The organism is Paenibacillus sp. S150 (assembly GCF_019352175.1).
In the GTDB taxonomy this organism is placed as follows: Bacteria; Bacillota; Bacilli; order Paenibacillales; family Paenibacillaceae; genus Paenibacillus_AQ.
The window spans coordinates 85,656-109,851 of the sequence record NZ_JACBYI010000018.1 but is presented as its reverse complement, the minus strand read 5'-3'; the positions used below and the strand labels follow the sequence as shown (position 1 = coordinate 109,851).

The 24,196-nt window shown below is 48.3% G+C and carries 24 protein-coding genes and 1 pseudogene; 20 read left to right on the top strand and 5 right to left on the bottom strand.

Annotation, left to right across the window (positions count from 1 at the left end; all coding sequences use genetic code 11):
* Positions 1-2: 2 nt before the first annotated feature.
* The 3 genes from HYD27_RS17340 (at position 3) to lepB (ending at position 1,898) form a co-directional block, all read left to right on the top strand.
* A complete protein-coding gene (locus HYD27_RS17340; protein WP_219217207.1) occupies positions 3-869 on the top strand; it encodes an SDR family oxidoreductase in 867 nt (288 codons plus the stop codon).
* Positions 870-969: 100 nt separating this feature from the next.
* The gene (locus HYD27_RS17335; protein WP_219217205.1) at positions 970-1,371 is read left to right on the top strand and encodes a DUF4265 domain-containing protein; all 402 of its coding nucleotides are present in this window, start codon (positions 970-972) and stop codon (positions 1,369-1,371) included.
* Positions 1,372-1,400: 29 nt separating this feature from the next.
* A complete protein-coding gene (gene lepB / locus HYD27_RS17330) occupies positions 1,401-1,898 on the top strand; it encodes a signal peptidase I (RefSeq protein WP_219217202.1) in 498 nt (165 codons plus the stop codon).
* Here the strand turns inward: lepB and HYD27_RS17325 are convergent.
* Positions 1,895-2,197 carry a Dabb family protein gene (locus tag HYD27_RS17325; RefSeq protein WP_219217200.1) on the bottom strand — a complete coding sequence of 101 codons (303 nt, stop codon included), beginning with the start codon at positions 2,195-2,197 and terminating at the stop codon, positions 1,895-1,897. The two genes, lepB and HYD27_RS17325, sit on opposite strands and share 4 nt — an antisense overlap.
* 447 nt (positions 2,198-2,644) lie before the next feature.
* Between HYD27_RS17325 and HYD27_RS17320 the strand changes: the two genes are divergently transcribed.
* The 5 genes from HYD27_RS17320 (at position 2,645) to HYD27_RS17300 (ending at position 7,191) form a co-directional block, all read left to right on the top strand.
* Positions 2,645-3,679 carry an HD-GYP domain-containing protein gene (locus tag HYD27_RS17320; RefSeq protein WP_219217197.1) on the top strand — a complete coding sequence of 345 codons (1,035 nt, stop codon included), beginning with the start codon at positions 2,645-2,647 and terminating at the stop codon, positions 3,677-3,679.
* A gap of 237 nt (positions 3,680-3,916) precedes the next feature.
* Positions 3,917-4,654, top strand: coding sequence for a GTP pyrophosphokinase (locus tag HYD27_RS17315; protein WP_219217196.1), 738 nt, complete (start codon positions 3,917-3,919; stop codon positions 4,652-4,654).
* Positions 4,655-4,658: 4 nt separating this feature from the next.
* Entirely contained in the window at positions 4,659-4,847 is a 189-nt protein-coding gene (locus HYD27_RS17310; protein WP_219217194.1) for an HAD hydrolase family protein, read from the top strand.
* A 14-nt stretch (positions 4,848-4,861) separates the two neighbouring features.
* The gene (locus HYD27_RS17305; protein ID WP_219217193.1) at positions 4,862-6,496 is read left to right on the top strand and encodes a glycoside hydrolase family 9 protein; all 1,635 of its coding nucleotides are present in this window, start codon (positions 4,862-4,864) and stop codon (positions 6,494-6,496) included.
* A 149-nt stretch (positions 6,497-6,645) separates the two neighbouring features.
* A complete protein-coding gene (locus HYD27_RS17300) occupies positions 6,646-7,191 on the top strand; it encodes a YfiT family bacillithiol transferase (protein ID WP_309242083.1) in 546 nt (181 codons plus the stop codon).
* A 58-nt stretch (positions 7,192-7,249) separates the two neighbouring features.
* Here HYD27_RS17300 and HYD27_RS17295 read toward each other — a convergent pair whose 3' ends face one another.
* The gene (locus tag HYD27_RS17295) at positions 7,250-8,116 is read right to left on the bottom strand and encodes an alpha/beta hydrolase (protein ID WP_219217191.1); all 867 of its coding nucleotides are present in this window, start codon (positions 8,114-8,116) and stop codon (positions 7,250-7,252) included.
* A gap of 194 nt (positions 8,117-8,310) precedes the next feature.
* Between HYD27_RS17295 and HYD27_RS17290 the strand changes: the two genes are divergently transcribed.
* The 3 genes from HYD27_RS17290 (at position 8,311) to HYD27_RS17280 (ending at position 11,968) form a co-directional block, all read left to right on the top strand.
* Entirely contained in the window at positions 8,311-9,906 is a 1,596-nt protein-coding gene (locus HYD27_RS17290) for a sensor domain-containing diguanylate cyclase (RefSeq protein WP_219217189.1), read from the top strand.
* Between the two features lie 143 nt (positions 9,907-10,049).
* Positions 10,050-10,784: a cupin domain-containing protein gene (locus tag HYD27_RS17285; protein ID WP_228745189.1), complete on the top strand. Its 735-nt coding sequence runs from the start codon at positions 10,050-10,052 to the stop codon at positions 10,782-10,784.
* Between the two features lie 662 nt (positions 10,785-11,446).
* A complete protein-coding gene (locus HYD27_RS17280) occupies positions 11,447-11,968 on the top strand; it encodes a chloramphenicol phosphotransferase CPT family protein (RefSeq protein ID WP_219217186.1) in 522 nt (173 codons plus the stop codon).
* 90 nt (positions 11,969-12,058) lie between these two features.
* Here HYD27_RS17280 and HYD27_RS17275 read toward each other — a convergent pair whose 3' ends face one another.
* The gene (locus HYD27_RS17275; RefSeq protein WP_219217184.1) at positions 12,059-13,051 is read right to left on the bottom strand and encodes an acrylyl-CoA reductase family protein; all 993 of its coding nucleotides are present in this window, start codon (positions 13,049-13,051) and stop codon (positions 12,059-12,061) included.
* Positions 13,052-13,172: 121 nt separating this feature from the next.
* On the opposite strand from HYD27_RS17275, the gene HYD27_RS17270 reads away from it, so the two are divergent.
* The 4 genes from HYD27_RS17270 to HYD27_RS17255 all read left to right on the top strand — a co-directional run bounded on the left by HYD27_RS17270 (position 13,173) and on the right by HYD27_RS17255 (position 17,753).
* Positions 13,173-13,769: a TetR/AcrR family transcriptional regulator gene (locus tag HYD27_RS17270; RefSeq protein ID WP_219217182.1), complete on the top strand. Its 597-nt coding sequence runs from the start codon at positions 13,173-13,175 to the stop codon at positions 13,767-13,769.
* 37 nt (positions 13,770-13,806) lie between these two features.
* Entirely contained in the window at positions 13,807-14,292 is a 486-nt protein-coding gene (locus HYD27_RS17265; RefSeq protein WP_219217180.1) for a hypothetical protein, read from the top strand.
* A gap of 14 nt (positions 14,293-14,306) precedes the next feature.
* Entirely contained in the window at positions 14,307-14,942 is a 636-nt protein-coding gene (locus HYD27_RS17260; RefSeq protein ID WP_219217178.1) for a hypothetical protein, read from the top strand.
* A 330-nt stretch (positions 14,943-15,272) separates the two neighbouring features.
* A complete protein-coding gene (locus tag HYD27_RS17255) occupies positions 15,273-17,753 on the top strand; it encodes a P-loop NTPase fold protein (RefSeq protein WP_219217176.1) in 2,481 nt (826 codons plus the stop codon).
* A gap of 2 nt (positions 17,754-17,755) precedes the next feature.
* Here the strand turns inward: HYD27_RS17255 and HYD27_RS17250 are convergent, their stop codons facing one another.
* Entirely contained in the window at positions 17,756-18,760 is a 1,005-nt protein-coding gene (locus HYD27_RS17250) for a KamA family radical SAM protein (protein WP_219217174.1), read from the bottom strand.
* A 28-nt stretch (positions 18,761-18,788) separates the two neighbouring features.
* Positions 18,789-19,733, bottom strand: coding sequence for a tyrosine-type recombinase/integrase (locus tag HYD27_RS17245; RefSeq protein ID WP_219217172.1), 945 nt, complete (start codon positions 19,731-19,733; stop codon positions 18,789-18,791).
* Between the two features lie 162 nt (positions 19,734-19,895).
* On the opposite strand from HYD27_RS17245, the gene HYD27_RS17240 reads away from it, so the two are divergent.
* From HYD27_RS17240 to HYD27_RS17220, 5 genes and pseudogenes are all read left to right on the top strand, one after another.
* Positions 19,896-21,305 carry an NAD-dependent malic enzyme gene (locus HYD27_RS17240; RefSeq protein ID WP_219217171.1) on the top strand — a complete coding sequence of 470 codons (1,410 nt, stop codon included), beginning with the start codon at positions 19,896-19,898 and terminating at the stop codon, positions 21,303-21,305.
* A gap of 632 nt (positions 21,306-21,937) precedes the next feature.
* Positions 21,938-22,477 carry an AAA family ATPase gene (locus HYD27_RS17235; protein ID WP_219217169.1) on the top strand — a complete coding sequence of 180 codons (540 nt, stop codon included), beginning with the start codon at positions 21,938-21,940 and terminating at the stop codon, positions 22,475-22,477.
* Between the two features lie 117 nt (positions 22,478-22,594).
* Positions 22,595-22,945 (top strand): GNAT family N-acetyltransferase, encoded by a 351-nt coding sequence (locus HYD27_RS17230; RefSeq protein WP_228745194.1) that lies wholly within the window; start codon positions 22,595-22,597, stop codon positions 22,943-22,945.
* Positions 22,946-22,949: 4 nt separating this feature from the next.
* Positions 22,950-23,054 (top strand): annotated as a pseudogene (locus HYD27_RS17225) (hypothetical protein); the annotation flags it as partial.
* Positions 23,055-23,420: 366 nt separating this feature from the next.
* Positions 23,421-24,191, top strand: a complete 771-nt coding sequence (locus tag HYD27_RS17220) for a GntR family transcriptional regulator (RefSeq protein WP_219217167.1) — start codon at positions 23,421-23,423, stop codon at positions 24,189-24,191.
* Positions 24,192-24,196 lie beyond the last annotated feature (5 nt).

The following is a 24,196-nucleotide window of genomic DNA, read 5'->3' as shown; positions in this document are numbered from 1 at the left end:
AAATGAACAACGAAAACGGGCAGAATGCTGATAAAATCGCTCTGATCACCGGTGCTTCCTCCGGCTTCGGGCTGCTGACCGCGCTGGCGCTGGCACGCAAGGGCTACCGGGTCGCCGCCACCATGCGGGACTTAAGCCGCCAAGGGGAGCTGCTGCGGCAGGCCGGGGAGGCCGGAGTAGCGGACCGGCTCCACGTGATGACCCTCGATGTTACGGACCCGGCATCGATTAAGTCGGCGGCATCGACGATCATGGAGATTTTCGGACGAATCGATGTGCTGGTCAACAATGCCGGCTTTGCCGTTGGCGGCTTTGTGGAAGACGTCGCCATGGAGGAATGGCGGCGGCAGATGGATACGAACTTTTTTGGCCTGATCGGGGTGACTCAAGCCGTGCTTCCCATTATGCGGGGGCAGCGGGAAGGCTTGATCGTCAATGTCAGCAGTGTCAGCGGCTTAACCGGCTTCCCCGGCTATGCTCCATATGCCGCCTCCAAATACGCCGTGGAGGGCTTCAGCGAGAGTCTCCGCCAGGAGCTGCTACCCTTTGGCATCCGGGTCGTACTGGTGGAACCCGCCTCCTTCCGCACACCGATTTGGGGGAAAGGGATTGAAGGCATGCACAGCAGCGCCGGTTCCCCCTATCAGGAGCAGCTTGCCGAAGTGCTGCGGTATTCCCGGCGCAGCGCCGAAACCGCGCCCGAACCGGACCGGGTTGCCGAACTGATTGCCCGGATAACAGCGATGAAAGCCCCGCGGCTTCGTTACCCTGTCGGCAAGGGCTCCCGGCTGCTCGTGATCGGCAAGACGCTGCTGCCCTGGAAGGTGTTCGAAGGAATTGTCGCCAAATCGCTTAAGAGGCTGAAATAAATAATAGCTATATAAAAGAGCGGAATACATCATAACCGAAACAGAAAAATCACAAGTTCAATTTATAAAGGCGCTGCCTGAAAAGAATGGAGGGGCGCAGATGCCGGGTACGGTAGGACTGCATATATGCTTTGATGAGCTTGGCCGCGAGATTGAAATTCTGGATGTGACGCCGGTGGGGCAGGGGGAATACCGCATTGAAAAAACGCCGATTTTTAACCCGTGCATTGTCCTTGGCGACATCATTAGAGTTGAAGAAAAGCAGGGGATTGCCTATTATGTGGAGACGGTGCGGAAATCCGGATATGCCAGATATGCCTGGCTTCTGAGCAAGGAAGCGGCAGGCTCCAGGGAAATCCGTGAGTTTAAGCAGCGGATTACAGAATATGAGGGCAAATGGGAGCAAATCTTCGGCGGGCTGCTCGTGATTCATCTTTCCAGGCACTCCGGGATTGACGCCGAAAGCGAAATGGCCCTGATTCTTGAACGTTTTGAAATCTAATCCGAGAATGGCCGGGAGGGGCAGTTGTAATGATGAAATTTCTGAAGCAATGGGTGCCAAGCATCGCCATCGGAATTGTTTTATCTTTGTTTATCCGTACATATGTGGCTGAAGCCATGAGAGTTCCAACCGGCTCGATGATTCCGACGATACAGATCAACGACCGGCTGGTCGTGGAGAAAATGCTCTGGCTGACCACGCTGAAGCATGGCGATATTGTCGTATTCTATCCTCCGGTACCCGGCGATGAGCAGAAGCGGTATGTCAAACGCCTCGCGGGGCTGGCGGGGGATACCCTGGAGATTAAGGACGGAGCGCTGTACAGAAACGGCGGGAAAATCGATGAGCCGTACCTCCAGGAAAAGATGAACTACACGTTCGGACCGGTTACGGTTCCTGCGGACCATTATTTCTTTCTGGGCGACAACCGCAATACGAGCTATGATGCCCATTTATGGAGCACCCCTTTTGTTGCCAAGGATAAGCTGATCGGCAAAGTCCTGGTGGATGTCAACGATCTTTTCTAAAGGATAGGATAATCCACAACAACCACATTCTCAATCATCCCCTCAAGCAGCCCCACAAAATGGAGATGTGCCGGATGGGGTCCATATGTACGCAGGGCTTCCTGGTCTCTGAAGGTCACGCGGAGCCCCAGCGTATAGCCGTGGATATTCCCTGTTTCTTCCGTAACATTTAACCCCGCCGTCAATTCCGCAATTCCTGGAATGGATTCCTTCAGCGCCAGAAGAGTCTGCACCAGCTGTTCTCCGGTTTCAGGCCTATAATGCTCATTAAATTTGAAAACTACAAGGTGCTCATACATATTCTGGTGTCCTCCCGTCATTTTCTTTTGATTATAGCTGCATATTTAGTCCCTGTACATTGTTCACCATTCCGTTTCATGAAAGGAAAAAATGCCATGCAGGCCAAATTGCCTGTATCCGGAATCAAGACACCGCTCAGTATGCGCCTGATCCTGTTGTTCGGGTTGCTGTTTACGATGCAATTTTGGTTGAATTGTTCCGGTTGAACGGTGACCGTAAGCAGGCGATGAAAGAAGCTGGCCCGCTGTACGGAAGGAAATGGGGTCGGGCTGGCCTACAAAAAATTTGTCAAATGGATGTAGAAGAGGCTAAAGTAGGGGATTCAATATACCTATTCCGGGACCGTGAACGTGACTTTAACCATATTGTTACTTTGCCGGCTTATGGGCTATGATCAAATAAAGCTTGAGGGAACTATTCCTGTACATACAAAGGGGTGCTGAGACTTGAAAGTTCATGTCACGGATCTTAAACACGGCGACTGTCTTCTGACAGACACTTTCAACAGTGTAGGCCTGCACGTTCTCCCCAAGAGAACGGTCGTTCAGCGTGAAGAAATCACTATCCTGATCCGGCATAAAATCGAGTACGTGGATATCGAGCCGCGCACCACGCTGCATACCGATAACGGTGGCAGCCTGAACCACAGCCTGAATGATAATTTCGATCATGCGATTCAGAATTACGAATCAATTTTCCTGGAAGCTTTGGCCCAAGGCACGTTCACCCAATCCATGGTGGATGATACGCTGCAGCCGCTGCTGGAAACGCTGGATGCGCAGAAGGATGTCGTGTCGCTGCTGCTGCTGCTGGAGCGCGACGATATTGATACTTACCACCATTCGCTGCAGGTTGGCCTGCTGTCGTATTATATCGCCGCTTGGCTTGGCCACTCCAAAGAGGAACGGTACCAGATCAGCCGTGCCGGCTACCTGCATGATATCGGCAAAAGCCAGGTGCCCTTGTCCCTGTTGAACAAAGTGGGAATTCTGACACTTTCCGAAGAGGAAGAGCTGAAACGCCACACCTCCTACGGATATGATATTATCCGCGGCTCGAAGATGGATGAGAGTACGGCGCTCGTGGCGCTGCAGCATCATGAATTTGAAGACGGAACGGGTTATCCGAACGGAATTCTAAAAAATGAAATTCATCCGTTCACAGAAATAGTCGCGGTGGCGAACATTTACATGGGCTTGACCGCCTCACGGCCGAATCAGCCGAAGCAAGGCCTGGTCGCTGTATTGCGCAAGGTGCATGAAATGGGCTTCGGCAAATTGAATGGAACAGTGGTCCAGGCGCTGACCGGACATCTGCTGCCAAGCTTTGTAGGCAAAAGTGTCCGTCTCTCCAATGGGGAAGTCGGCACGATTGTAATCAACAATCCGACGGATATTTTCAAGCCGCTGGTCAAGGTGGATGATGTATTCAGGGACTTGTCGCGTGAACGCAGCCTGTCTGTTGAAGAAGTGATTATGTAGGCTAAGGAACAGCAAGTACGAACATAAGGTTATCCCTCCGCCTCAGGGCGGAGGGATAACCTTTTTTGAAATATAAAAATCTATATGCTCGGCATACTAAATTATCCTTCTATTTCTCGCTGAAACACGCCGTCCTCCACAAGGACGGCGTAGCTGTTTCTGCTTGCATGCCGGAAATTTGAAATCTGCTGATAGTTTGGCTATGATGAATGAAAGATTAAGATAGGAGCATTGAGCATGAGCACCCAAGATCAGATTGAGAAATTCAAGCAGATTAAATATGATTTGACCCGTTTTATGATGATTTACAAGTTTGCCCTGGAAGAAATCGAGACCAAGATTGAAATCCTGAAACAGGAATTTCAGATGCTTCATGACTACAGTCCGATTGAGCATACGAAATCACGGATTAAATCTCCCGAGAGCATTATGAACAAAATGCTGCGCAAGAACAGCGAGCTGTCGCTGCCTGCGATTAAATCCGGCATTAAGGATATCGCCGGACTGCGGATTACCTGCTCTTTTATCTCCGATATTTATCAGGTCAGCGCCATGCTGCAGAAGCAGGATGATCTGAAGGTGCTTGGCGTGAAGGATTATATCAAGAATCCGAAGCCCAACGGCTATCAGAGCCTGCATTTGCTGGTGGAGGTGCCGGTGTTTTTGTCCGACTGCCAGGAGCATGTATGCGTAGAGGTGCAGATCCGCACTATCGCTATGGATTTCTGGGCCAGCCTGGAGCATAAGATCTTTTATAAATACAGCCAGGCTGTCCCCGAGCATTTGACCCGGGAATTGAAGAATGCCTCTGACAAGGCGTATGAGCTGGATCTGCAGATGGAGCGGCTGCACCGTGAAATTCAGGAAATCAAGGATTCCCGGGCCGACGCTTCCGATGAGGAGCTGCGCCGGATCATCATTAATAACCAGCAGTATAGCCTGCCGGCCAATTTCATCAAGCTGTTAGGCGAATAACAGATTGGGGGGGGACACCGGAAATATCGTAGTGTCCGGTGATCATTGGAATGGTCCGGGTGTATTCGCCGCTGCCGGAACCCGGGTTGCCGTAACTAATGCCCGGGAGGAAGCCAAAGCCCCGGAATATATGATCACCGCTTCTAACAACGAGGATGGAGTGGCTGTCTTTTTTGAAAAATCATCCGAATAGAGGAGAGATGACGATTGAGCACGCCTGAACTTCGCCGTATTGCAGTGAATCAAATCGGTTATTCCGCAGAAGGAGCCAAAATCGCCATTTTCAGCGGTGATGGGCAGGATTTCCGGGTGGTCAATGAAGAAACAGGGGCCGTGGTGTACGCGGGGAAATCCGGTGCTGCGGCTCTGGATAAACCCAGCGGCGCCAAGGTCCATGCTGCCGATTTCTCGGAGGTGAGGTCGCCCGGAAGATATCGTATTGAACGGGAGAACGGTGCTGTGTCCGCTTCCTTTGTTATTGCCGACAAGCCTTACCGGGAGCTGCAGCAGGGACTTTTGAAAGCCTTTTATTATTACCGCTGCGGCGAAGAGCTGACCGAAGAATATGCAGGTCCATGGGGGCATGCCGCATGCCATACGGCATTAGGGACCGTCTACGGACAGCCCGAATTGCAGCTTGACAGCTGCGGAGGCTGGCATGATGCCGGAGATTACGGCAAATACGCCGGTCCCGGCGCCAAAGCCGTTGCCGATCTGCTGCTGGCTTATGAGCTGTACGGAGCAGCTTTTACTGCTGCGGTTCCGCTGCCGGAGAGTGACGGAAATACTCCGGATGTGCTGCTGGAGTGCAAGGTGGAGCTGGATTGGCTGTTTAAGATGCAGGAGGCGGGTACAGGCGGAGTATACCATAAGCTGACGACCTTGAATTTCCCGGCCCTTGATGCAATGCCGGAGGATGATACGGCAGAGCTGTATTTTTCACCGGTATCGGCAGCCGCTACGGGGGACTTTGCCGGAGTTATGGCTATGGCCGCAAGAGTTTATGAGCCGTTTGACCAAGCTTATTCCCGTCAATGCCTCGCAGCGGCGAGGGCTGCCTGGGGCTGGCTGGAGCGGTATCCCGAAATGCCCGGATTCACCAATCCGCCGGAAATTGCCACCGGCGAATACGGAGACGGAACGGATCATGACGAACGCTTCTGGGCAGCGGCAGAGCTGTACCGGACGACTGGCGAAGAGCTGTATCACCAGGCAGTCCGGTCGCTGGCAGAGCGGCCTTTTCCGAAATACAGCCTGGGCTGGGCGGATATGGGCGGATACGGGACCCTGGCTTACCTGCTGACCGGAAAGGCGGCTGCCGAGACGGCATTATATGCTTCGCTGAAGCAAGGGCTGCTGGCCGAAGCGGATCGTTTGGTCCGGCAGAGCCGGAAGGACGGCTACCGCATTTCCCTGCTGGAAGAAGATTATATCTGGGGCAGCAATATGCTGCTCATGAACAATGCGATGCTGCTGCTGGCGGCGGAGCATTTCAGCGGAGAACCCGCCTATGCCGCCTGCGCCCTGGATCATCTGCATTACCTGACGGGCCGCAATGTGCTGGACATCAGCTATGTGACCGGCTTCGGCGCCTATCCGGTGATGAACCCGCATCACCGCCCGTCCGTGGGTGACGGCGCCGCTGATCCGGTGCCGGGCCTTGTATCCGGCGGACCCAACCGCGGGCTGCACGATGAGTATGCCGCAGAGCATCTTCAAGGCAAGCCTGCCGCCCAGTGCTTTGCCGATCATGAGCTCAGCTATTCCACCAATGAGGTTACTATCTACTGGAACTCGCCGGCTGTGTTCGTGACGGCGCGGTTTAATATGCAGGGAACATAACAGTGTTGCGAGTTGTATTATAGCTTGAACTGGAACATTACGGATCAGCAGCAAGCTTTTTGCTTGAACTGCAGTTTGCCTGCGGCGAGACTCGCGCTTAAGCTCTAACTGTATTTGCTGCAGCCCAATGAATGGAGGCCTGGTGCGGAGTGTGTTCTGAACATCCGAATATAGAACAATGGCGTTATCCGATTGGTCCGTTTATGAGCCTGGGACCGCAGACAGCCGGTGAGCGCCGCGGGAGCATTGCTGAAATCCGCGGTATGGCTTCAGTCTTAAGGGAGGCCGTGCAGCCGCTTACTCCGCAACAGCTGAATACGTCTTACCGGCCGGGAGGCTGGAGCGTTAAGCAGGTGGTGCACCATCTCGCCGACAACAATATGAATGCCTATCTGCGCTTCAAACGGGGGCTGACCGAAGAGGCGCCGGAGATTCCCTCCTATCGGGAAGACTTGTGGGCAGAGCAGAGCGACTATCAGCTGGAGCCGGTGGAGACCTCGCTTGCGCTGCTTGAAAGCCTTAACCGCAGATTTGCTTGCCTGCTGGATTCACTTGGGGAAGAACAATTTCTTAGAACCTTTCTGAGCCTGATGCTGGGAACGATGACTCTGGACACAGCGGTTCAGCGTTACAACTGGCATAACCGCCATCATCTTGCCCAGATCACTTCACTCATTGAGCGACAAGGCTGGTAGTTGAAAAAAGAGCAAGCGGATTCGGGAGCGCCTCCCGCCGCTTGCTCTTTTCAGTTCTCTAATCCCGGCTGGCCTGCACGATTTTATCGGCAATCTCTTTGGGCTCGTAATGGGGAGCAGCCATATGATCCCCGGTGCCTTCGATAAAGCGGTACATTCCCAGGTGACTGGACTGGAACGGGTGCCAGCCGTTGGCTGGAGTCTGCGGCAGAGCGACATCCTCCGTCAGATAGAGATAGCTTTTTGGAGTTTGCAAGCTGTAGAATTTCTTCAGATCCAGCCTCTGAAACAGAGGGGCGGCAGGTTCTGGAATCACCTTTTTGTACAGTGACTTTGCTTGCTCCAGAGTAGCGGTATTGACGAAGGTATCACGGAACAGGTCAAAAGGAAGCATGACCGTGTTGTTGCCCGAGGCTTTGCTGAGTCCTTGGAACAGTTCAACGGCCGGGGCGGGGAACTGATCGGCTGTGCTCTGCCCGTCCAGCGGGGCAAATGCATCAAAAAACACCAGACGCTTCAAGCGGTCAGGCACTTGCTCAGCTGTTTTTTGGATAATTGTGCCTCCGAAGCTGTGTCCAAGCAAAATAATATTGTGGAGATCCTTCTGCTTGATGAAATCGACGACAGACTGTGTCTCCTGTTCATGAGAAACGTTTTTGTTCTTGTCCGCCCCATGTCCGGCATACTCCGGCGTGTAGACGGTATGTCCCATTTTGCGCAGCTCGGCGGCTGTTTCGTCCCAAAAGCTTGCATCGACCCAAGCTCCGTGTACGAGCACGAAGGTTAAGGCTCCGGAATTTGCAGATTTGATTTTTAATGCAGATGCTCCAGCTGTTGCGGAGATGCAAAGCATTGCAGTAAAAAGAGTGAGAGCTGCCATAAATATGGCGAGGGCCGGCAGCGTTTTGATTTTCATCCATTTCATTTTAAATGTGAGCCTCCTGACGATAGTTGGTGAATTCATCATCTGAAATTCTGCCCCAATACCATCCGGAAAATGTGCTTCAGCAACAATGATTTGGAAATAAAAACTGCGGTGGAATCTGTTTCTTAATCGTATATAATTAAAAATGACGTACCTGACGGCAGCTGCTGCCATAAGTGCAAGGAGGTTGAGGAATGCCCAGACTGGGAGGAGCAGGACCAAAACCGCATAAAAAACTCAGTCTTACCCTGCTGCTGATCGCTCTGGTCACGCTGGTGGTTCTGCTGACTTCAACGATTTTGCTCACTGCTTCTTATCAATCGAAAAAAAAGTCACTTATAGAAACTACCCTGAATTTGAACCTGTCCAATGCCGAACGCATGAGCCGGACGGTGGATTCGCTCTTCCGCTCCATGCGCAGCAGTATGGTATTCAGCGCGGACAAGCTGTCCAGGCTGTATGAGGCGCAGCCGGAAGAAGTGAACGATTACCTTGAAGTGATGCGCAAGAGCAGCACCTATTTCAATTCAATTCTCCTCGTGGGTGCGAATGGCATCATCCGCAACACGTCCCCCGTATCCCTGGAAATGGCCGGCAAGCCGGTGGAGTCTCCTTGGGCTGCAGAAGCACTGCGTCTCAGAGGCCCCTATCTTTCTGAGCCTTTTACCGCCCCTTTAACCGGCAGAATGATTGTTTTTATGAGCGAGCCGCTGTATGACGGGGATAAGCAATATCTTGGACTGCTGGGTGGAACGGTCTATTTGCAGAATAACAATATTCTTAACATGATTTTTGGCAGCAGCAACGATATCGATGCAACAGGCTCCTATTATTATATTGTCAGCTCCGACGGGCATCTGCTGTTCCATCCCGACAAAGAGCGGATTAATGAGGATATCGGCAGCAATGAGGTTGTACAGGAATTAATGAAGGGGAACAGCGGGCAGAGGGAAGCGGTCAATATAAAAGGCATCCAGATGCTGGCCGGCTATTCAAGTGTTCCGGCCAATGGCTGGGGGGTTGTTGTAGTCTCCCCTGTGAGCGTGATTCAGAAGGAGCTGTGGAGCCAAATCCGCACAACACTTGCCTATACGCTGATTCCATTTATCCTGCTGCTGCTGCTTGCGGGTCTGCTGGCCCATCAATTGGCCAAGCCGTTTGTTCTGCTTGCTGATCTGATGAACAGGGTAGGCAAGGAAAAGGCTGAGCTCCCTGTGCTGGAGCCGCACTGGAACCGGGAGGCGGACCTCCTGACCAAGGCAGTAGCCATCGCCTGGAGCGATATCCAGAAGCAGACAGACCAGCTCACGCAGGAGGCAATGACCGATGTGCTGACAGCTCTTCCTAACCGCAGGTCCCTCGAAATCACGATGAACCAATGGATCGCAGCGCAGGTTTCCTTCTCTGTCATCGTGCTGGATGTGGACAAATTCAAGTTTGTGAATGATACGTATGGCCATCTGGCAGGAGATGAGGTTCTGAAGCAGGTGGCCGGAATTCTAAGAGCAAGCATCCGTCCGGGCGATGTCTGCTGCCGCTATGGCGGGGAGGAGTTCGTGGTGCTGCTTCCGCGAACCAAGGCTGCGGATGCTTACGCGGTTGCGGAACGAATCCGTATTATGCTTGAAGCCAGTGACGCTCCGTTGGCAATGCAGGTGACCTCCTCCCAGGGGATTGCTCATTACCCCACCCACGGGAATTCCCTGGCGGAGCTGCTCGAGCAGGCGGACCGTGCGATGTATTCCGCCAAGGACATGGGAAGGAACCGGACAATTATAGCAAGTGAGTAAATATGAAGCATGTTCCACTGCGGCGGAGCTTTTTGCTGCATCAGGAGAAAAAATATTCACCTGGGCCTGGGCGGATACATATCCTATCGCAGAACGAAAAAAAAGGTTTTGCGGAAAGGAAGGATTGTCAGGTGACTTCATACATGGACTACAAATCACCCAATACACAATTTACTTTTGATGTGAACAGCAATACAACGTTTAAGAAGGATGACTGGAACTATATTAATACCCTGTCGATCAAAGAGCTTAATACACTCGAAAATACATCCCTCCTTGATATTTTTCTCAGCAGATCCAATGTGGTTGAACCGCATTATCACCAGAATGCCGCTGAACTCGTCTACTGCATCTCCGGCGAGGCTGTCGTCTCCCTGATTAATCCGTTTACGAATGAGCTGCTGCACTTCCCCCTTAGTCCGGGCCAGGTGGCTAATGTGCCGCAGGGCTGGTGGCATTATGAGGTTGCTACCGTGGACTGCACCCATCTGCTTGCCATCTTCGATGCTCCAATTCCAGAGGTTATTCTGGGTTCCAATCTGCTGACGCTTACCCCGGCGAATGTGCTCGCCCACACGTATTGTCTGAATGAAGCCAAGGTCAGGGAAGCGCTGGCTCCGGTCAAGCCGGACACCTTCATTGGCCCCCCTGCAGGCTGTGGCGATTCCGGCAAGACAGAGGGCGTAAACGCCGCACATGCCAATAATATGGCTCCAAATATGTATTCACAGCCTCCAATGCTTCAGCCCTTTGGCTACCAGCCTGCTCCCATGCACGGCTACTACAGCCAGCCTTATGTCCAGCAGTACCGCCAGCAGCCGTACGTTCAGCCGTATCCGGGTGTGCAGAATGCGGCTGATCCGGCCGGGAATGCATGACCTTAAGCACTAACTGAATAATCAGCGGATCAATTTGTATCCGTACGTTGGCCCGTCAAATTGACGGGTTTTTCACTGTATAGGAATTTATACAAAGCAAAAAAATGTGGATAACCAGGAAGCTTCAGAGGATAAAGGTGTAAGCTGTACAGGAGGAATCGGGACCGTCTGCAGAGTGAAGTGGACAGAGAATACGCTATTTTGTGAAAAAGTCTACGTTTCCGGTGGATTCGGACTCAGAAGCCGTTATATTGTTCATGTGGGCCCAGAATGAGGGACGAAAGGACATTTAACGGAATCTGTGTCCGTTTGACCTGCGGAACAGCCGGATCCGCCCAGATAACGGATCTCCTGTCCGGATTACTAGGATGGATCGGGAGAGGACCACGCAAAGTGCCCGACAGAGGGGCCTGGGCGAAAATCTGCACGATCAACCATGCGTAGCTTAACCACGCGCTAAATGGGCGGGAATCTTGCACATTGTGCAATCATGCATCTCCATAAGTTCCACCCCTTATTCACCCATAAGGGTGATTTTGTTCTGTGTCCGCTGATTTTATGGTATCTTATGGAAGGAGCTGCTTGCTTTTTGTTTCGGTTGTCCTAAGCGTCAGCATTGGCGCAGGATTACGGGCTGATTACGGAGTAATGGAGGAGTACAGTTGAATAAAGGTAGCATTATCTTATTGAACGGAGTTTCAAGCTCCGGCAAAACAACACTCGCCAAAGCATTGATAAAAAGCCTGCCGGATTATTTTCACTATAGTCTCGATGATTTCGACATCGTGATTGAACACATGGAGGATCGGGAGCATGACCGGTTGATTCCTGTGGAGACGGAGTATTTTTTTCACCGTTCCATTGCTATGTTCGCGGATAGAGGTATTAACCTCATTGTGGATCATGTGCTGCATTACCATTTTACAAGTGAGGACTTTGCAGTAAGCCTGTTTGGCTATTCCGTGCTGCGGGTGGGTGTGCATTGTCCGGCAGATGAGCTGGAGCGCAGAGAAGCAGCAAGAGGAGACAGGAGAATCGGGCAGGCCAGAGATCAGCTGGAGTTCGTCCACAAGGAAGAGGTGTATGATCTGGAGGTGGATACTTTTATCGATGGCTTAGAAAGCTGCTGCACCCATATCCTGCGGACAGTAAAAGGGGATCGCTATGCTGAAATTAACCTTTGAAGATTATCCGGAGATTTGAGCGTTGTATAAGATAGCTATTGATAAAAGAAAAGCCACCCGGGGATTGCTCCCTGCAGGTGGCTTCTCTGGTTAGGACAAACGGACAAGCACGCGGCCGCGTGTGTTGGATTTGAGGATATCTTCCAGCGCGGCAGGCAGCTCGGCTATAGCAATCTCACGATCTACCAGATTGTCCAGCTGTTCCGGCTTCAAATCGGACGCCATGCGATCCCAAATCTGAATACGCTGCTCCATCGGGCAAGCAACGGAGTCGATCCCCAGCAGGCTTACGCCACGCAGGATGAAGGGCAGCACCGTCGTCGCAACCGCTGTTCCGGCGGTTAATCCGCTGGCGGCAACGGAGCCGCCGTAGGTAATCTTGCTCAGCATCGCTGCAAGCGGGGCACCGCCTACCGAATCAACAGCCGCTTGCCACAGCTGCTTGTCCAGAGGCTTGCCGGAACCACCGGTCACATCCTCACGCGAGATGACCTCGGCTGCGCCCAGAGTCTGCAAATAATCGGCTGCATCTGCTTTGCCCGTGCTTGCTGTGACCTGGTAGCCTTTCTTGGCCAGTATCGCAACCGCTGCTCCTCCGACACCTCCAGTTGCGCCTGTGACCAGCACTTTGCCTTTATCCGGCACAGCACCATGTGCTTCAAGGGCCTGAATGGACATGGCCGCGGTATAACCGGCAGTGCCATAGATCATCGCTTCACGCAGGGTAAGACCCTCCGGAAGCGGCATCACCCATTCGGCAGGGATACGCGCATACTCGCTGAAGCCGCCGTAATGGGACACGCCAATGCCGTAGCCGGTAGCAATTACAGATTGTCCTTCTTGAAAGCGCGGGTCTGTGGAAGAAACGACCGTTCCTGACAAATCGACGCCCGGGATAAAAGGATAATTGCGGACGATATTCCCGTTCGGGATACTCGCTAATCCGTCCTTATAGTTCACACTGGAATAAGCAACACGGATCAGCACTTCTCCTGCAGGTAATTTCTCCAGAGTCAGCGGTTGTATCACCACGGAAAAAGCCTCCGCTTTGTCCACAACCAAAGCTTGAAAGGTTTCTGTCATACAAGTTCTCTCCTTAGGCGAGCTATAATGTGTAAGTCAGTTATATATTATTTATTCTGACCGGTCAACTTTTTATTTTCTATGATATAATGTACATTATTCCCTAATTTGTGGAGGTTCTATGGTACGCTACAAGAAATCCGAAGAGAAACGCAAGCAGATTCTGTTCGCCGCCTTTCAGGCTTTGTCCGAGCTGGGGTACGATTCCGTGACCCTGCAGACCATCGCCGATCACGCCGGGGTCAGCAAAGGGGTCGTGCATTATTATTTTGACAGTAAAGAAGCCGTGCTTGTGGAGCTGCTGGAATGGCTGACCGGCAAAATATCCGCCAAAGAGCAGGCTGCGGTGCGGGAGCAGCAGACAGCCGCCGGCAAGCTTGCCGCCTACATCGACTCCGCGTTCCCGGGCCCGGCGAAGAACCGCACCTTTTACCGTGTGTACCTGGATTTCCTGTCGCGGGCAAGCCGGATACCGGTCTACCGGGAGATTAACCAGCGGTTCTATGACAACTGCGCACGGATAAGCACGGAGGTGCTTACGCTGGGGCAACAGGAGGGCATTTTTGCGGAAGAGCTGTCCCCGGATACAACGGCCCCGGTCATCCGTGCAATTATCGACGGTTGCCTGATCCAGTGGCTGATGACCGACAACGACAAGCTGCATGCAGTGTTCAAGGAATCCTGCTATACGGCGATTATGAAAGTGCTGAGCGTGTGAAACTGCATGGAATACACCGTTGAAAGGTTGAATGGCGATGAGGACAAAATGGCGTTACCTCACTCTTATTAGTGTACTCATCCTTGCAGCTGCTGCAATTTGGATCTATTCACCGCCTGGGGCTTCGCCCCAATCCGCTGTCAGCAGGGTACGGCTGGGACCTGAAGAACCGGCAAAATATCTTATGGAAGACGAGCGGGTGGCACTGGAGCAGATAGAGATTTCCCTGGGCCGTCAGATGGACCCGCAGAATTACATCAGCATTCCGAATCATTCGGAAGAGCTATGGAGACGGACGCTTCAGCTTCCTGCAGGAGAAGGGCTCCTGATCAAGTTCCTGCATGGCGGTCCGGCAGTCCTGTCTGTCCCGGATATCACGGAATATTGGCTTTGCATTCAGCGGCCCAGCAAGGACATTAATGACATGGATACATATTATATTGAAGCCCAAGTGACCGGTGACGAGGAGGCCGCTGAACAAGAATTGCTGGAGCTTGCGCAGACTTGGGAAGTGCCAAAGTGATGGGGGGAGGCAAGTTGAATAGGAGAACATTCATCGCTAGAATTGGAACGGTAGTCCTCGCAGCATCCTTAGCGCTTAACGTATATTTTTATACCCGTAATCAGGATTTACATAACTCCTTGAGTCTTCAGCGTACTTCGGAGCAAAGCAATACTGCAGAGGGTGAAGTGTACACGCAGAATGTGGCAGAGATGATCCACTTGATCAGCACCCTGGAGCAAGCAAAAAACTCCGACAGCGGAGAAGTGGATGCCGAGCAGCTCTACAAGCTGCGGATGAACATTCTGAAGCTGCCCGAAGTGGAAGAGAAGCTCGCTTTTGTCAAAAACCTGAGCAACAGTGGAGGAGCCGTGCAACTGGACCTGGATGAGGTCGAATGGTTCTCCGGCGATGAAGCCGAGGCTGCAGCCAAAAAGGACGGGAAACCGGACGAAGGCTCCTTGGCTAACGGCTTTTATATCAGGAACTCAAGTGAAGATATTGAGAGTGTCGTACTTGAACCAGAAGTGCTTATTGCCGAATTGGACGGGGCCAGGCTGAAGTACGTTCCGTTCAATGATTTTATCACTTCGGAGGTAAAAGAAAGGCTGTTCCGGATTACGGCTGTTGGGGAGAAGGTTGTGATGCTGGAGGAGGCCTATAGACCTTGAGGAGCATGAAATAAAGAGATTGTAGAGGGAAATCTTCGGACGAAGACAGGACGGCCTAAATGGGCTGTCTTTTTTTGTCTACATTTGTAGGATTTTTATGAAATTCAAGCTCGATTACAGGAGGATTATGGAAGTTGAGGACGAATATATATTTTCGAGAATGAAAAAAGAGCATGAATGATGTTGTTTCGGGTGGGGTTTTGATTCTTGAAGACGCTTTGAGTTGCAGGCGATTCAAGAAAAATGGATGAATTCCAATCAACGCGTTTATGGCCTAATAACTACGAATTATTTGGGGGTTCTTATAAATATAAAAGGGGAGTTTTGACAATGATTATAGATAAAAGAGAAGTATACAGAGAATTGGAAGATTTCTTGAAGCATGGGGTATTTTCAAAAGAACTTTTTATTCTATCTGGTGTTTATGGGGTTGGAAAAACAACTCTTCTGAATGTTATAAGCAATAAACTGAATGGGCTATTACATATTCATTTGAATTTTAATAAAATTGAAACTGATGGTCTTATCTCTTTGAAAAATGCCATTATTAATTTTATTTCGATAAGCAAGATTGAAAAGAAAAAGCAGAAGTTTAAGGTATCCAGTTTCCTAGCAAATTTGATTAAAACGTTTGAATTAAAGATTTCAGCTTCTGTAGGAACAGAAAACTCAGCTACTTTTAATGCTGAAGTAGACGTTCTTGAAGCTATAAGATCAACTATTGAAAGTAAATATGAACGTTATCTAGAAACGATCGATAAGGCTAAGAGTAATGAGTTTCCTCAAACTTTAGCACGGATTGTCCTGGAAATCACAAGCTTGGTAGATGAAAGAATTTATATCACTCTAGATGAGATTGAAAAGTTAGATTGTAATAGCGCGATATTTATTGAAGAACTATTAAAAAGTGACTGTGATCTCAGTATTGTCTGTTCAACTGAAAGCAAGAAATCAGAAATTAACAATTATCACTTTCTAGAGACAATCAATAACTTTTTCACTCGAAATATTGAGACTACAAAATGCAATAGTTCTAAATTGAATGAATTTACTATCCTAGAAACTTCAGAGTACATTAACATGCGTTATAACAGTAGATTTAATGAGAATGATCCTCTTATAGTACGAATCCATGAGAAAACAGCAGGATTGCCGCTTCTTTTATCCGTTGTATGCGCAAATAATTCGCTTGCAGAAATTGAGACCCATACATTTAAGACAGAAACCGAAGAATGGTTAGGAAGAATTTATAATGAGACAATAAACTCGTTAGATGAACAAGTAAGACGTACTTTGTATATTATATCAATCGCAGGAGGAACTGTATCAGATTCAGTTCTGAAGGAGGTTATGAATCTACCTAAAAATGAAATTTATGGAATATTAGAAACATTACAAAAAAAAGAAATGATCAACTATGAAGAACAAAATGATGAATTTCATATTAAGTATAAAATCTTATCGGAATACATACAAAATTCAGATCATATCTCTGCATACGAAGAAAAAAAACAACGTGAATTAATTATAAATGCATATGAAAACAGCCCAAATGAAAACATTAGCAAAGCCAGAAATCTGTCTTTTTTATATTTAAAATCTAAATCATACCAGAAAGCATTTGAATGGATTAAGGTCTATGGAAACCGGGCTTTTAGTAAATGTATGCATGACAGATACATTGAAGATGTAATCAAAATAAAGCAGCGTATTATTTTGGAAGCACATGATATGGCGAAGTTAAATTTTTTCTTAATTAGAGCTTATTATAGTACTGGTGATATAAATACTAGTATCGAATTATTCAGCAGTCTTGCGAAAGCAGAGTTGGATTCACTAAAACTGAGCGAAGACTATTCTTTACTTTGCGGAATTATCGCTCAAGCCTACTATTACAAAAACGATTATAGCAATACAATTAAATATTGTAAGGAAGCTTTGGAAAATTGCAAGAACAATCACAACATTTTCCATGAATCTTTTCTTAAGCTCATTTCAATTTATGATTTAAATGGAGAATATGATTTAGCTCTGAATAATTATAATAAGGGTATTATGTTAGCTAACAACAAAGAAGATTTAATTACAAAGGGTTCATACTTAATGGTTACTCAGATGGTCCATGAGAAATATCAAGAATGTTGCAAGAATCTCAAGGAGGCAATTAGGCTTTTCGAAAATACATCATTTGTAAGGAATTTAGCTTGCGTTCATAATAATTTAGGCATCGAGTATTTGATGAATAATAATCAATCAAGTGCTTTAGATCATTTAAAGGAATCAGAAAAGATTCTATGTGGCGAATTGTCATTAGAACTTCACTTTGTTCAGAATAATCTAGGATTATATTTTCTCTTAAATAATCAGTATTTTGAAGCTGAAAAATATTTAACAGAGGCCTTAAGAAGTGCTATTTCACCGCTCCAATATGCATACATCTATAATAATCTTGCAATTCTAAATATGACCCTCAGAAACAAAAATATAGAAGAATTGTTCGAAAAGGCTTTGTTTCATTCAAACTCTTGTCCAGATCCTGTTGTACACTGTAATGTGAGGTACAATTACGCAAAATATTCTTATATGATAGGTGATCAAGCGAAAGCACTTCATCTATTTCCAGAGGATAGTCTTAGACTTGTAAACATTAAACAATACTCACCGCTAATTAGAAAAATCACTGAATTGGGCAGGAAAATAGGATTTGATATGAAAAATAGAATTTTACCGGAACAAAATCATATTACAGATAGAAGATCTTACTTTATAGACCAAGACTGGCAGCTCTGTGAATTGATGTTTTACAACTAATATTACTTATATTTCAGAACGCGCCCTTTAAAGTCTTTTACTTTAATACCACTATCAGAATTCTCTATAAGTCCATTAGGACATAAAGGGATTTTAATCCCTGTGCTATCAGGGATTAAGATGTATCTTGGGATCCACCAACCGCCTATATTTCCAACTAGATTATTAATGATTTTTTCACCTATCTCAACATTCGTTCTAAAATGTCCAATACTTTTAACATTAAAGCAATGAAATAGGTAATAAGGAATTACACGGTAAGCAGCACAATTGCTGACTAAATCTTTGATTAATCGATATTCGTCGTTTATACCCTTTAGTAAGACCGATTGGTTAAGTATAGGAGCTCCGGTTCTTTGGATACTATCAATAGCATTTACAGTTTTTTCTGAAAACTCTTCAGAACAATTAAACTGTGTAACAACTACCACTTTTTTATATTTTTCTAATATGGCACATAATTTTGAAGTGATTCGATCTGGAAAACTTGTGAAAGCACGTGTTGCTAATCTAATAGATTTAAGATGTGGAATACTACTTAATTTCTCAATCATGTATTCAATATTCTCATCTGAATTTGCTAACGCGTCTCCACCTGTTAGTAAGACATCTTCTAAATGTGAATTTTGTTTGATATATAGATAAGCTTTATCAAATAAAGAATAGGAAAAGTTATTTTTCTCATGCCATTTTTCTTTTCTACTACAGTGACGACAATGTGCAAAACAAACCCCAGTAGTATAAATCATGCACCGATTAGGATATTTCTGAACAACGATTTCAGTGTTGTGAATTTCTTCTGGGAAAAAGGCGCCAATACCTTCGTTAGCATCTAATTCACGTGCATCCGGCAGAAACTGTGCCGCAAGTCTAGTTGAATTTTTCAAAGTGATTTCAGAAATAATGTGATCGGTCACCTTAATTGGATATAGATCATCAATTTTATTGTAATGTTCTTCTGAAATTTGATTTAGCACTTCATTAGTTAAATTTAATAATTTTTTCATTAATATTGAACCCCCAAATAATTCGTAGTTATTTGGAGGTCTCCAGCCGGTTGCGGGGGTTGAATTGGGAGAGGACGTCCCGCTTTCGTTTGACCGATACTTCGGTGTAGATTTCTGTGGTGCTTACGCTGGAGTGGCCGAGGATTTCCTGGACGGCACGGAGGTCGGCTCCGTTCTCAAGCAGCTGAGTGGCAAAGGAATGACGGAGGTAGTGAGGGGTCGCCTTTTCGTTGATGCTGGCTAACTTTCTGTATTTGGCGAAAATATCTTCAACCCCGTAAATCGATAAAGCTTGGCCATATTTATTAAGAAACAGAGTATCGTTTTTCGGACGGAACAATTCCCGGACCTCCATCCAGTCGTTGAGCTTGTCGATCAGCTCGGTACTGGACAGATATAGCAGCCTCTCTTTGCGCCCCTTCCCAAAAATGACAACCACTTGGTTCTTCAAGTCGATATCCTGCAGGTGAATTTGTGCAAGCTCTCCAATACGGATGCCTGTTGAAAATAATAAATCGATGATGGCATCATTGCGGATGGACAGGCGGGTGCGGAAAGGCGTGGTCAATTGCTCCCGATCCAACAGCGGAGATTGCAGCAAACGTTCGATTTCTTCAACAGCGAGCGTTTTGGGAATTCTTTTGGCGGTTTTGAATTTCTTGCCGAAGTTATGAAGCGGAGATTGTTCAATCCAGTTTTTTTGGACCAAAAATATAAAAAAGGCTTTAATTGATATGTATTTTCTCTTGATGGTTGAATCTTTGAGCATGCCAGAACTGTTAAAGCTATGGAAGTAATGATGGAGGATGTCGCTTGTTATGGCGTCTGCCTCATTTTCGATTAACCAGTTGTGGAGCATGTTGAGGTCGGAAAGGTAAGCCTTGATGGATTTGGGGGAGAGATTCTTTTCGATAATTAAAAAAGAAACGTATTTCTCTAGATATTCATTTAATTTGGATACGGAAACGGCCAATGCTATTCCTCCTGGATGTATAGTTTCTAGGCGCAGATGTTCAAATTATATCAAAGGCAACCGGTAAAACGTGGGAATCGAAAATATATGGATACAATTATGTATAAAGTGTGAACTGTAGTATATTGGACATAGAACGGTCAGATGAAGGAGGCTTGCTCTATGTCGATTGCGACGACGATGATTATCCGGCTGGAGATCCGCAAGTCGGTGGCGACCTTTGGCGATGTGGCGTCCAGGCTGGCGGCGGTCGGCGGGGATATTGTGGCCATTGATGTGATCCGCGCAGGCAAGGACGTAACCACCCGGGATATTACGGTCAACGTTCAGGATGCGGCAAATGAAGAGATTATTACGGTACTTGCAAATATGCCGGGGATTAAGGTGGTCAATGTATCTGACCGCACGTTTCTGGCACATATCGGCGGGAAGATCGAGATTACGCCGAAGATGCCGATCAAAAACCGGGAGGATCTGTCGTTGGTCTACACGCCTGGCGTCGCACGTGTCTGCATGGCGATTGCCGAAGATCCGGGGAAAGCCTATTCTCTTACGATTAAAAGAAATACGGTCGCAGTCGTCACCGACGGAACCGCGGTGCTGGGTCTCGGCGATATCGGGCCGGAAGCGGCCATGCCGGTGATGGAGGGCAAGGCTATGCTGTTCAAGCAGCTGGCCGATATCGATGCTTTTCCACTATGTCTGAATACCAAAGATCCGGAGGAAATCATCCGTATTGTGAAAGCGGTTTCCGCCGGATTTGGCGGCATTAACCTTGAAGATATCAGTTCTCCGCGCTGCTTCGAAATCGAACGGCGGCTGTCGGCCGAGCTGGATATTCCGGTATTTCATGACGATCAGCATGGGACGGCGGTTGTGGCGTTGGCGGGTCTTTTGAATGCGCTGCAAGTGGTGGACAAAGTCATAGAGACCTGCAGAATTGTTGTTGTCGGCATCGGGGCAGCGGGCGTGTCCATCTGCCGTTTGCTGCTGGCGGCAGGGGCGCGGAAGATTTATGCCGTTGACCGGGCAGGCATCCTGCACAGGCAGCAGGCGTATGACAACGCTGAGTGGAGCTGGCTTGCCGGAGCAACGAATCCCGAGGGCCTGACAGGGGGACTCACGGAAGCCATGCAGGAGGCGGATGTGTTCATTGGAGTCTCCGGGGGAGGCATCCTGGGTGTCGATCAGCTGCGGAGCATGGCAAAGGATAGCATTGTGTTCGCCATGGCGAACCCGATCCCGGAGATCGAGCCGGAACTGGCCGAGCCTTATGTCCGTGTGCTCGCGACGGGAAGAAGCGACTATCCGAACCAGATTAATAATGTGCTGTGTTTTCCGGGGATTTTTCGCGGGGCGCTGGACTGCAGAGCCAAGGCGGTGAATCTGGAGATGAAGCTGGCCGCGGCGCAGGCGATTGCTTCTGTGGTTCATCCGGACGAGCTGAATGAGCAGTATATCATCCCGAGTATTTTTAATGAAAAAGTGGTCGAAGTGGTCCGGGAGGCGGTCATTCGGGCGGCGATTGCAACCGGTATGGCCCGGCGGATTCCGCCGGATATTTCTGGCTAAGATTGTGAAGGGCAGGACATCTAACTGCAGGCCATCTGGCCTGTGGTTTTTTTGCTGTATAGGAATTTATACAAAGCAGAAAAATGTGGATAACCCGGAAGCTTCAGAGGAGAAAGGTGTAGGCTGTAGAGGAGGAATCGGGAACGTCTGCAGAGTGAAGTGGACAGAGAAGCCGCTATTTTGCGAAAAATTCTACGTTTCCGGTGGATTCGGACTCAGGAGCCGTTATATCGTTCATCTGGTCCCAGAATGAGGGGGGAAAGGACATTTAACGGAATCTGTGTCCGTTTGACCTGCGGAACAGCCTGATCCGCCCAATTAACGGATCTCCTGTCCGGATCACTCGAGGATGGATCGGGAGCGGACCACGCAAAGTGCCCGCAGAGGGACCTGGGCGAAAATCTGCACGACAATCATGCGTAGCTTAACCACGCGCGAAATGGGCGGGAATCTTGCACTTGCACGTGGTGCAATCATGCCTCTCCATAAGTTCCAACCTTATTCACCCTTTAGGGTGGTTTTGTTGCTGTTTATTTACTTTGCCCCGGAACGGTACAGTGAAAAGTGTCGCTGTATCTTTTTTGGGAGAAAATATACAATTGGCGTAACTACAGCAACCCGAAGGAGGAGTCATGTACAGCAGAATTCATATCATGGGGGCTTCGGGAGCTGGAACCAGCACGCTGGGCCGGGCTTTGGCCGATCATCTGCCGCATGTGCATTTGGACAGCGATGATTATTTCTGGGAGCGCAAATATACGAAGCAGACAGAGATTACGGAAAGACTAGGCAGAATCACTGGTGATCTGGATCAGCGGGAGCGTTGGATTTTGTCCGGTGCGGTCTGTGGCTGGGGGGACGGGCTGCGCCCACGTTTTGATCTGGTGGTATTTCTGTGGATTCCGCAGGACATCCGGCTGGAACGCCTGAGAACGAGGGAATATGAGCGATATGGTGTGGAAAGCCTGCCGGGCGGCAGCATGTTCGAAGGGGTGCAGGCTTTTATGGAATGGGCAGCATTATATGATACGGCGGGGCGGGAAGTCAGAAGCAGGATACTGCATGAGGAATGGATGTCCTGCCTGTCCTGTCCTGTGCTGAGATTAGAGGGAGACCTGAGCGTTGAAGAACGCACGAAGGTTGTGCTGAAGGAAATGTCTGTGTCTTTTTAATCAACAGAAAGTGGGGCAAGCACACATGGTGATCATTAAAGAAATTGAATTCGAAACTCTTCAGGCATTGAACAAGCTCTACCATGAACTGATTAACGGACCACTGACCCGCAAAAGCTGGAAACGGCGTTTCAGACGATTAAGGCGGACAGCCGGTACATTCTGTTAGGCGCTTTTGTAGACGGGGAGCTGCTTGGCTCGATGATGGGCATTGTGTGCCAGGACCTGGTTGGCGACTGCCGCCCGTTTATGGTGATAGAGAATGTAGTCGTTTCTTCGCGGGCGCGCCGTCAGGGAATTGGTAAAAAGCTCATGTCAGCACTTGAAGATATTGCCCATGAACGGAATTGCTATTATATTATTTTTGTATCGGGTGAGAAGCGGAAGGAGGCGCATGTCTTCTATGAGGCGATGGGCTACCGGGAAGAGAAGGTGGAGGGCTACCGCAAACACCTAAGCTCGCATTAATGAAGCTTTGGTTTACGAATACACGATCAAGAAGAATAGGGTTGCTGTTGTCAGTGACGGAACTGCCGTGCTGGGTCTTGGCGATATAGGGCCAACAGCCGCCATGCCTGATAGCCACCGTATTCTATAGTTTTGGTTCATTTCTTTAGCTTCTGGCCGTTCGTATTAACAAAATAAGAATTGGTCTAAGAGTCGTTGTGTGATGTTATGTGACATAAATCTGGTAAAGCAATGAATTTCACAGAGAAAATTGGTTTTTATCTTCCTGAATCAAGCGTTTCCATTTATGAAAAAATATAAATTTTGTTTAAAAAAATAAATTAGGTGAGGTTTGTTGACAACATCTAATAAAACATTTATTATAACGTTAATACAAATTTGTATCATACATGTTATGAATTTATTTGAAATTAGCTAAGGAGGGTCTTTTCTGGACGCCATTGATCGTACCAACCCCTTGCCTTTGGTCCATCAATTGACTCAGCTGCTGAGAGATAAAATCTCCAGTGGCGAATATCCGCCGCATTCGCTTTTTCCAACGGAAGAGCAACTCACTAACAAATACGGTGTGAGCCGAACGACTGTACGATTGGCACTAAGCAACCTTGTGAACGATGGGATTATCAACCGCGAGCAGGGAAGAGGAACATTCGTTAATGCAGGTCCTCTGTCGACTGAGGTCAGAAATCGTTATTTAAAAAAACATGTAGCCCGGGATGCCAGACAAGTGAAAAGCACCAGCTTTATTATCGAGTCGGCAGGCATGCATCCTACTTCCAAGGTGATTTGCTTCTCGGCAGAACGACCGAGTGAGGAAGTGGCACGGAATCTGGATATCCGCATCGACCATACTGTCTGGTATATCGAACGCGTCCGTTTTGCGGATGAACTTCCGATTCTGATTGAGAAGCTGTGGATCCCGCAATTTTTATGTCCCGATCTTTCCGAAGAGCATTTAAAGGGATCGCTATACAAGTATCTTTCCTCCTCGTACGGATTTGAATTTCAGAGCGCCAGTCAAGTTTTACGCGCTGTTTCGCTAAGTCCGAGTGATGCGATTCTGCTTGATGAGAATCCAGGCTCACCGGCTTTATTTGTAACAGGCATTACGTATCTGAAGAGCGGAAAGCCGTTCGAACTTGAGAACACGGTTTATAACAGTGAGGCCATGGAATTCCTGATTGAGATTGGAGAGTCTTCGGAGTATGCCAGAATCAGGAAATCCGGAGATACACCGTTTTTATAATTGAA

Coding starts and splice junctions, on each gene's coding strand:
- HYD27_RS17335 (WP_219217205.1), top strand. CDS start 970: ATGCCGGGTACGGTAGGACTGCATATATGCTTTGATGAGCTTGGCCGC.
- HYD27_RS17265 (WP_219217180.1), top strand. CDS start 13,807: ATGAGGACAAAATGGCGTTACCTCACTCTTATTAGTGTACTCATCCTT.
- HYD27_RS17270 (WP_219217182.1), top strand. CDS start 13,173: ATGGTACGCTACAAGAAATCCGAAGAGAAACGCAAGCAGATTCTGTTC.
- HYD27_RS17250 (WP_219217174.1), bottom strand. CDS start 18,760: ATGAAAAAATTATTAAATTTAACTAATGAAGTGCTAAATCAAATTTCA.
- HYD27_RS17275 (WP_219217184.1), bottom strand. CDS start 13,051: ATGACAGAAACCTTTCAAGCTTTGGTTGTGGACAAAGCGGAGGCTTTT.
- HYD27_RS17325 (WP_219217200.1), bottom strand. CDS start 2,197: ATGTATGAGCACCTTGTAGTTTTCAAATTTAATGAGCATTATAGGCCT.
- HYD27_RS17315 (WP_219217196.1), top strand. CDS start 3,917: ATGAGCACCCAAGATCAGATTGAGAAATTCAAGCAGATTAAATATGAT.
- HYD27_RS17340 (WP_219217207.1), top strand. CDS start 3: ATGAACAACGAAAACGGGCAGAATGCTGATAAAATCGCTCTGATCACC.
- HYD27_RS17255 (WP_219217176.1), top strand. CDS start 15,273: ATGATTATAGATAAAAGAGAAGTATACAGAGAATTGGAAGATTTCTTG.
- lepB (WP_219217202.1), top strand. CDS start 1,401: ATGATGAAATTTCTGAAGCAATGGGTGCCAAGCATCGCCATCGGAATT.
- HYD27_RS17235 (WP_219217169.1), top strand. CDS start 21,938: ATGTACAGCAGAATTCATATCATGGGGGCTTCGGGAGCTGGAACCAGC.
- HYD27_RS17240 (WP_219217171.1), top strand. CDS start 19,896: ATGTCGATTGCGACGACGATGATTATCCGGCTGGAGATCCGCAAGTCG.
- HYD27_RS17295 (WP_219217191.1), bottom strand. CDS start 8,116: ATGAAATGGATGAAAATCAAAACGCTGCCGGCCCTCGCCATATTTATG.
- HYD27_RS17285 (WP_228745189.1), top strand. CDS start 10,050: ATGGACTACAAATCACCCAATACACAATTTACTTTTGATGTGAACAGC.
- HYD27_RS17290 (WP_219217189.1), top strand. CDS start 8,311: ATGCCCAGACTGGGAGGAGCAGGACCAAAACCGCATAAAAAACTCAGT.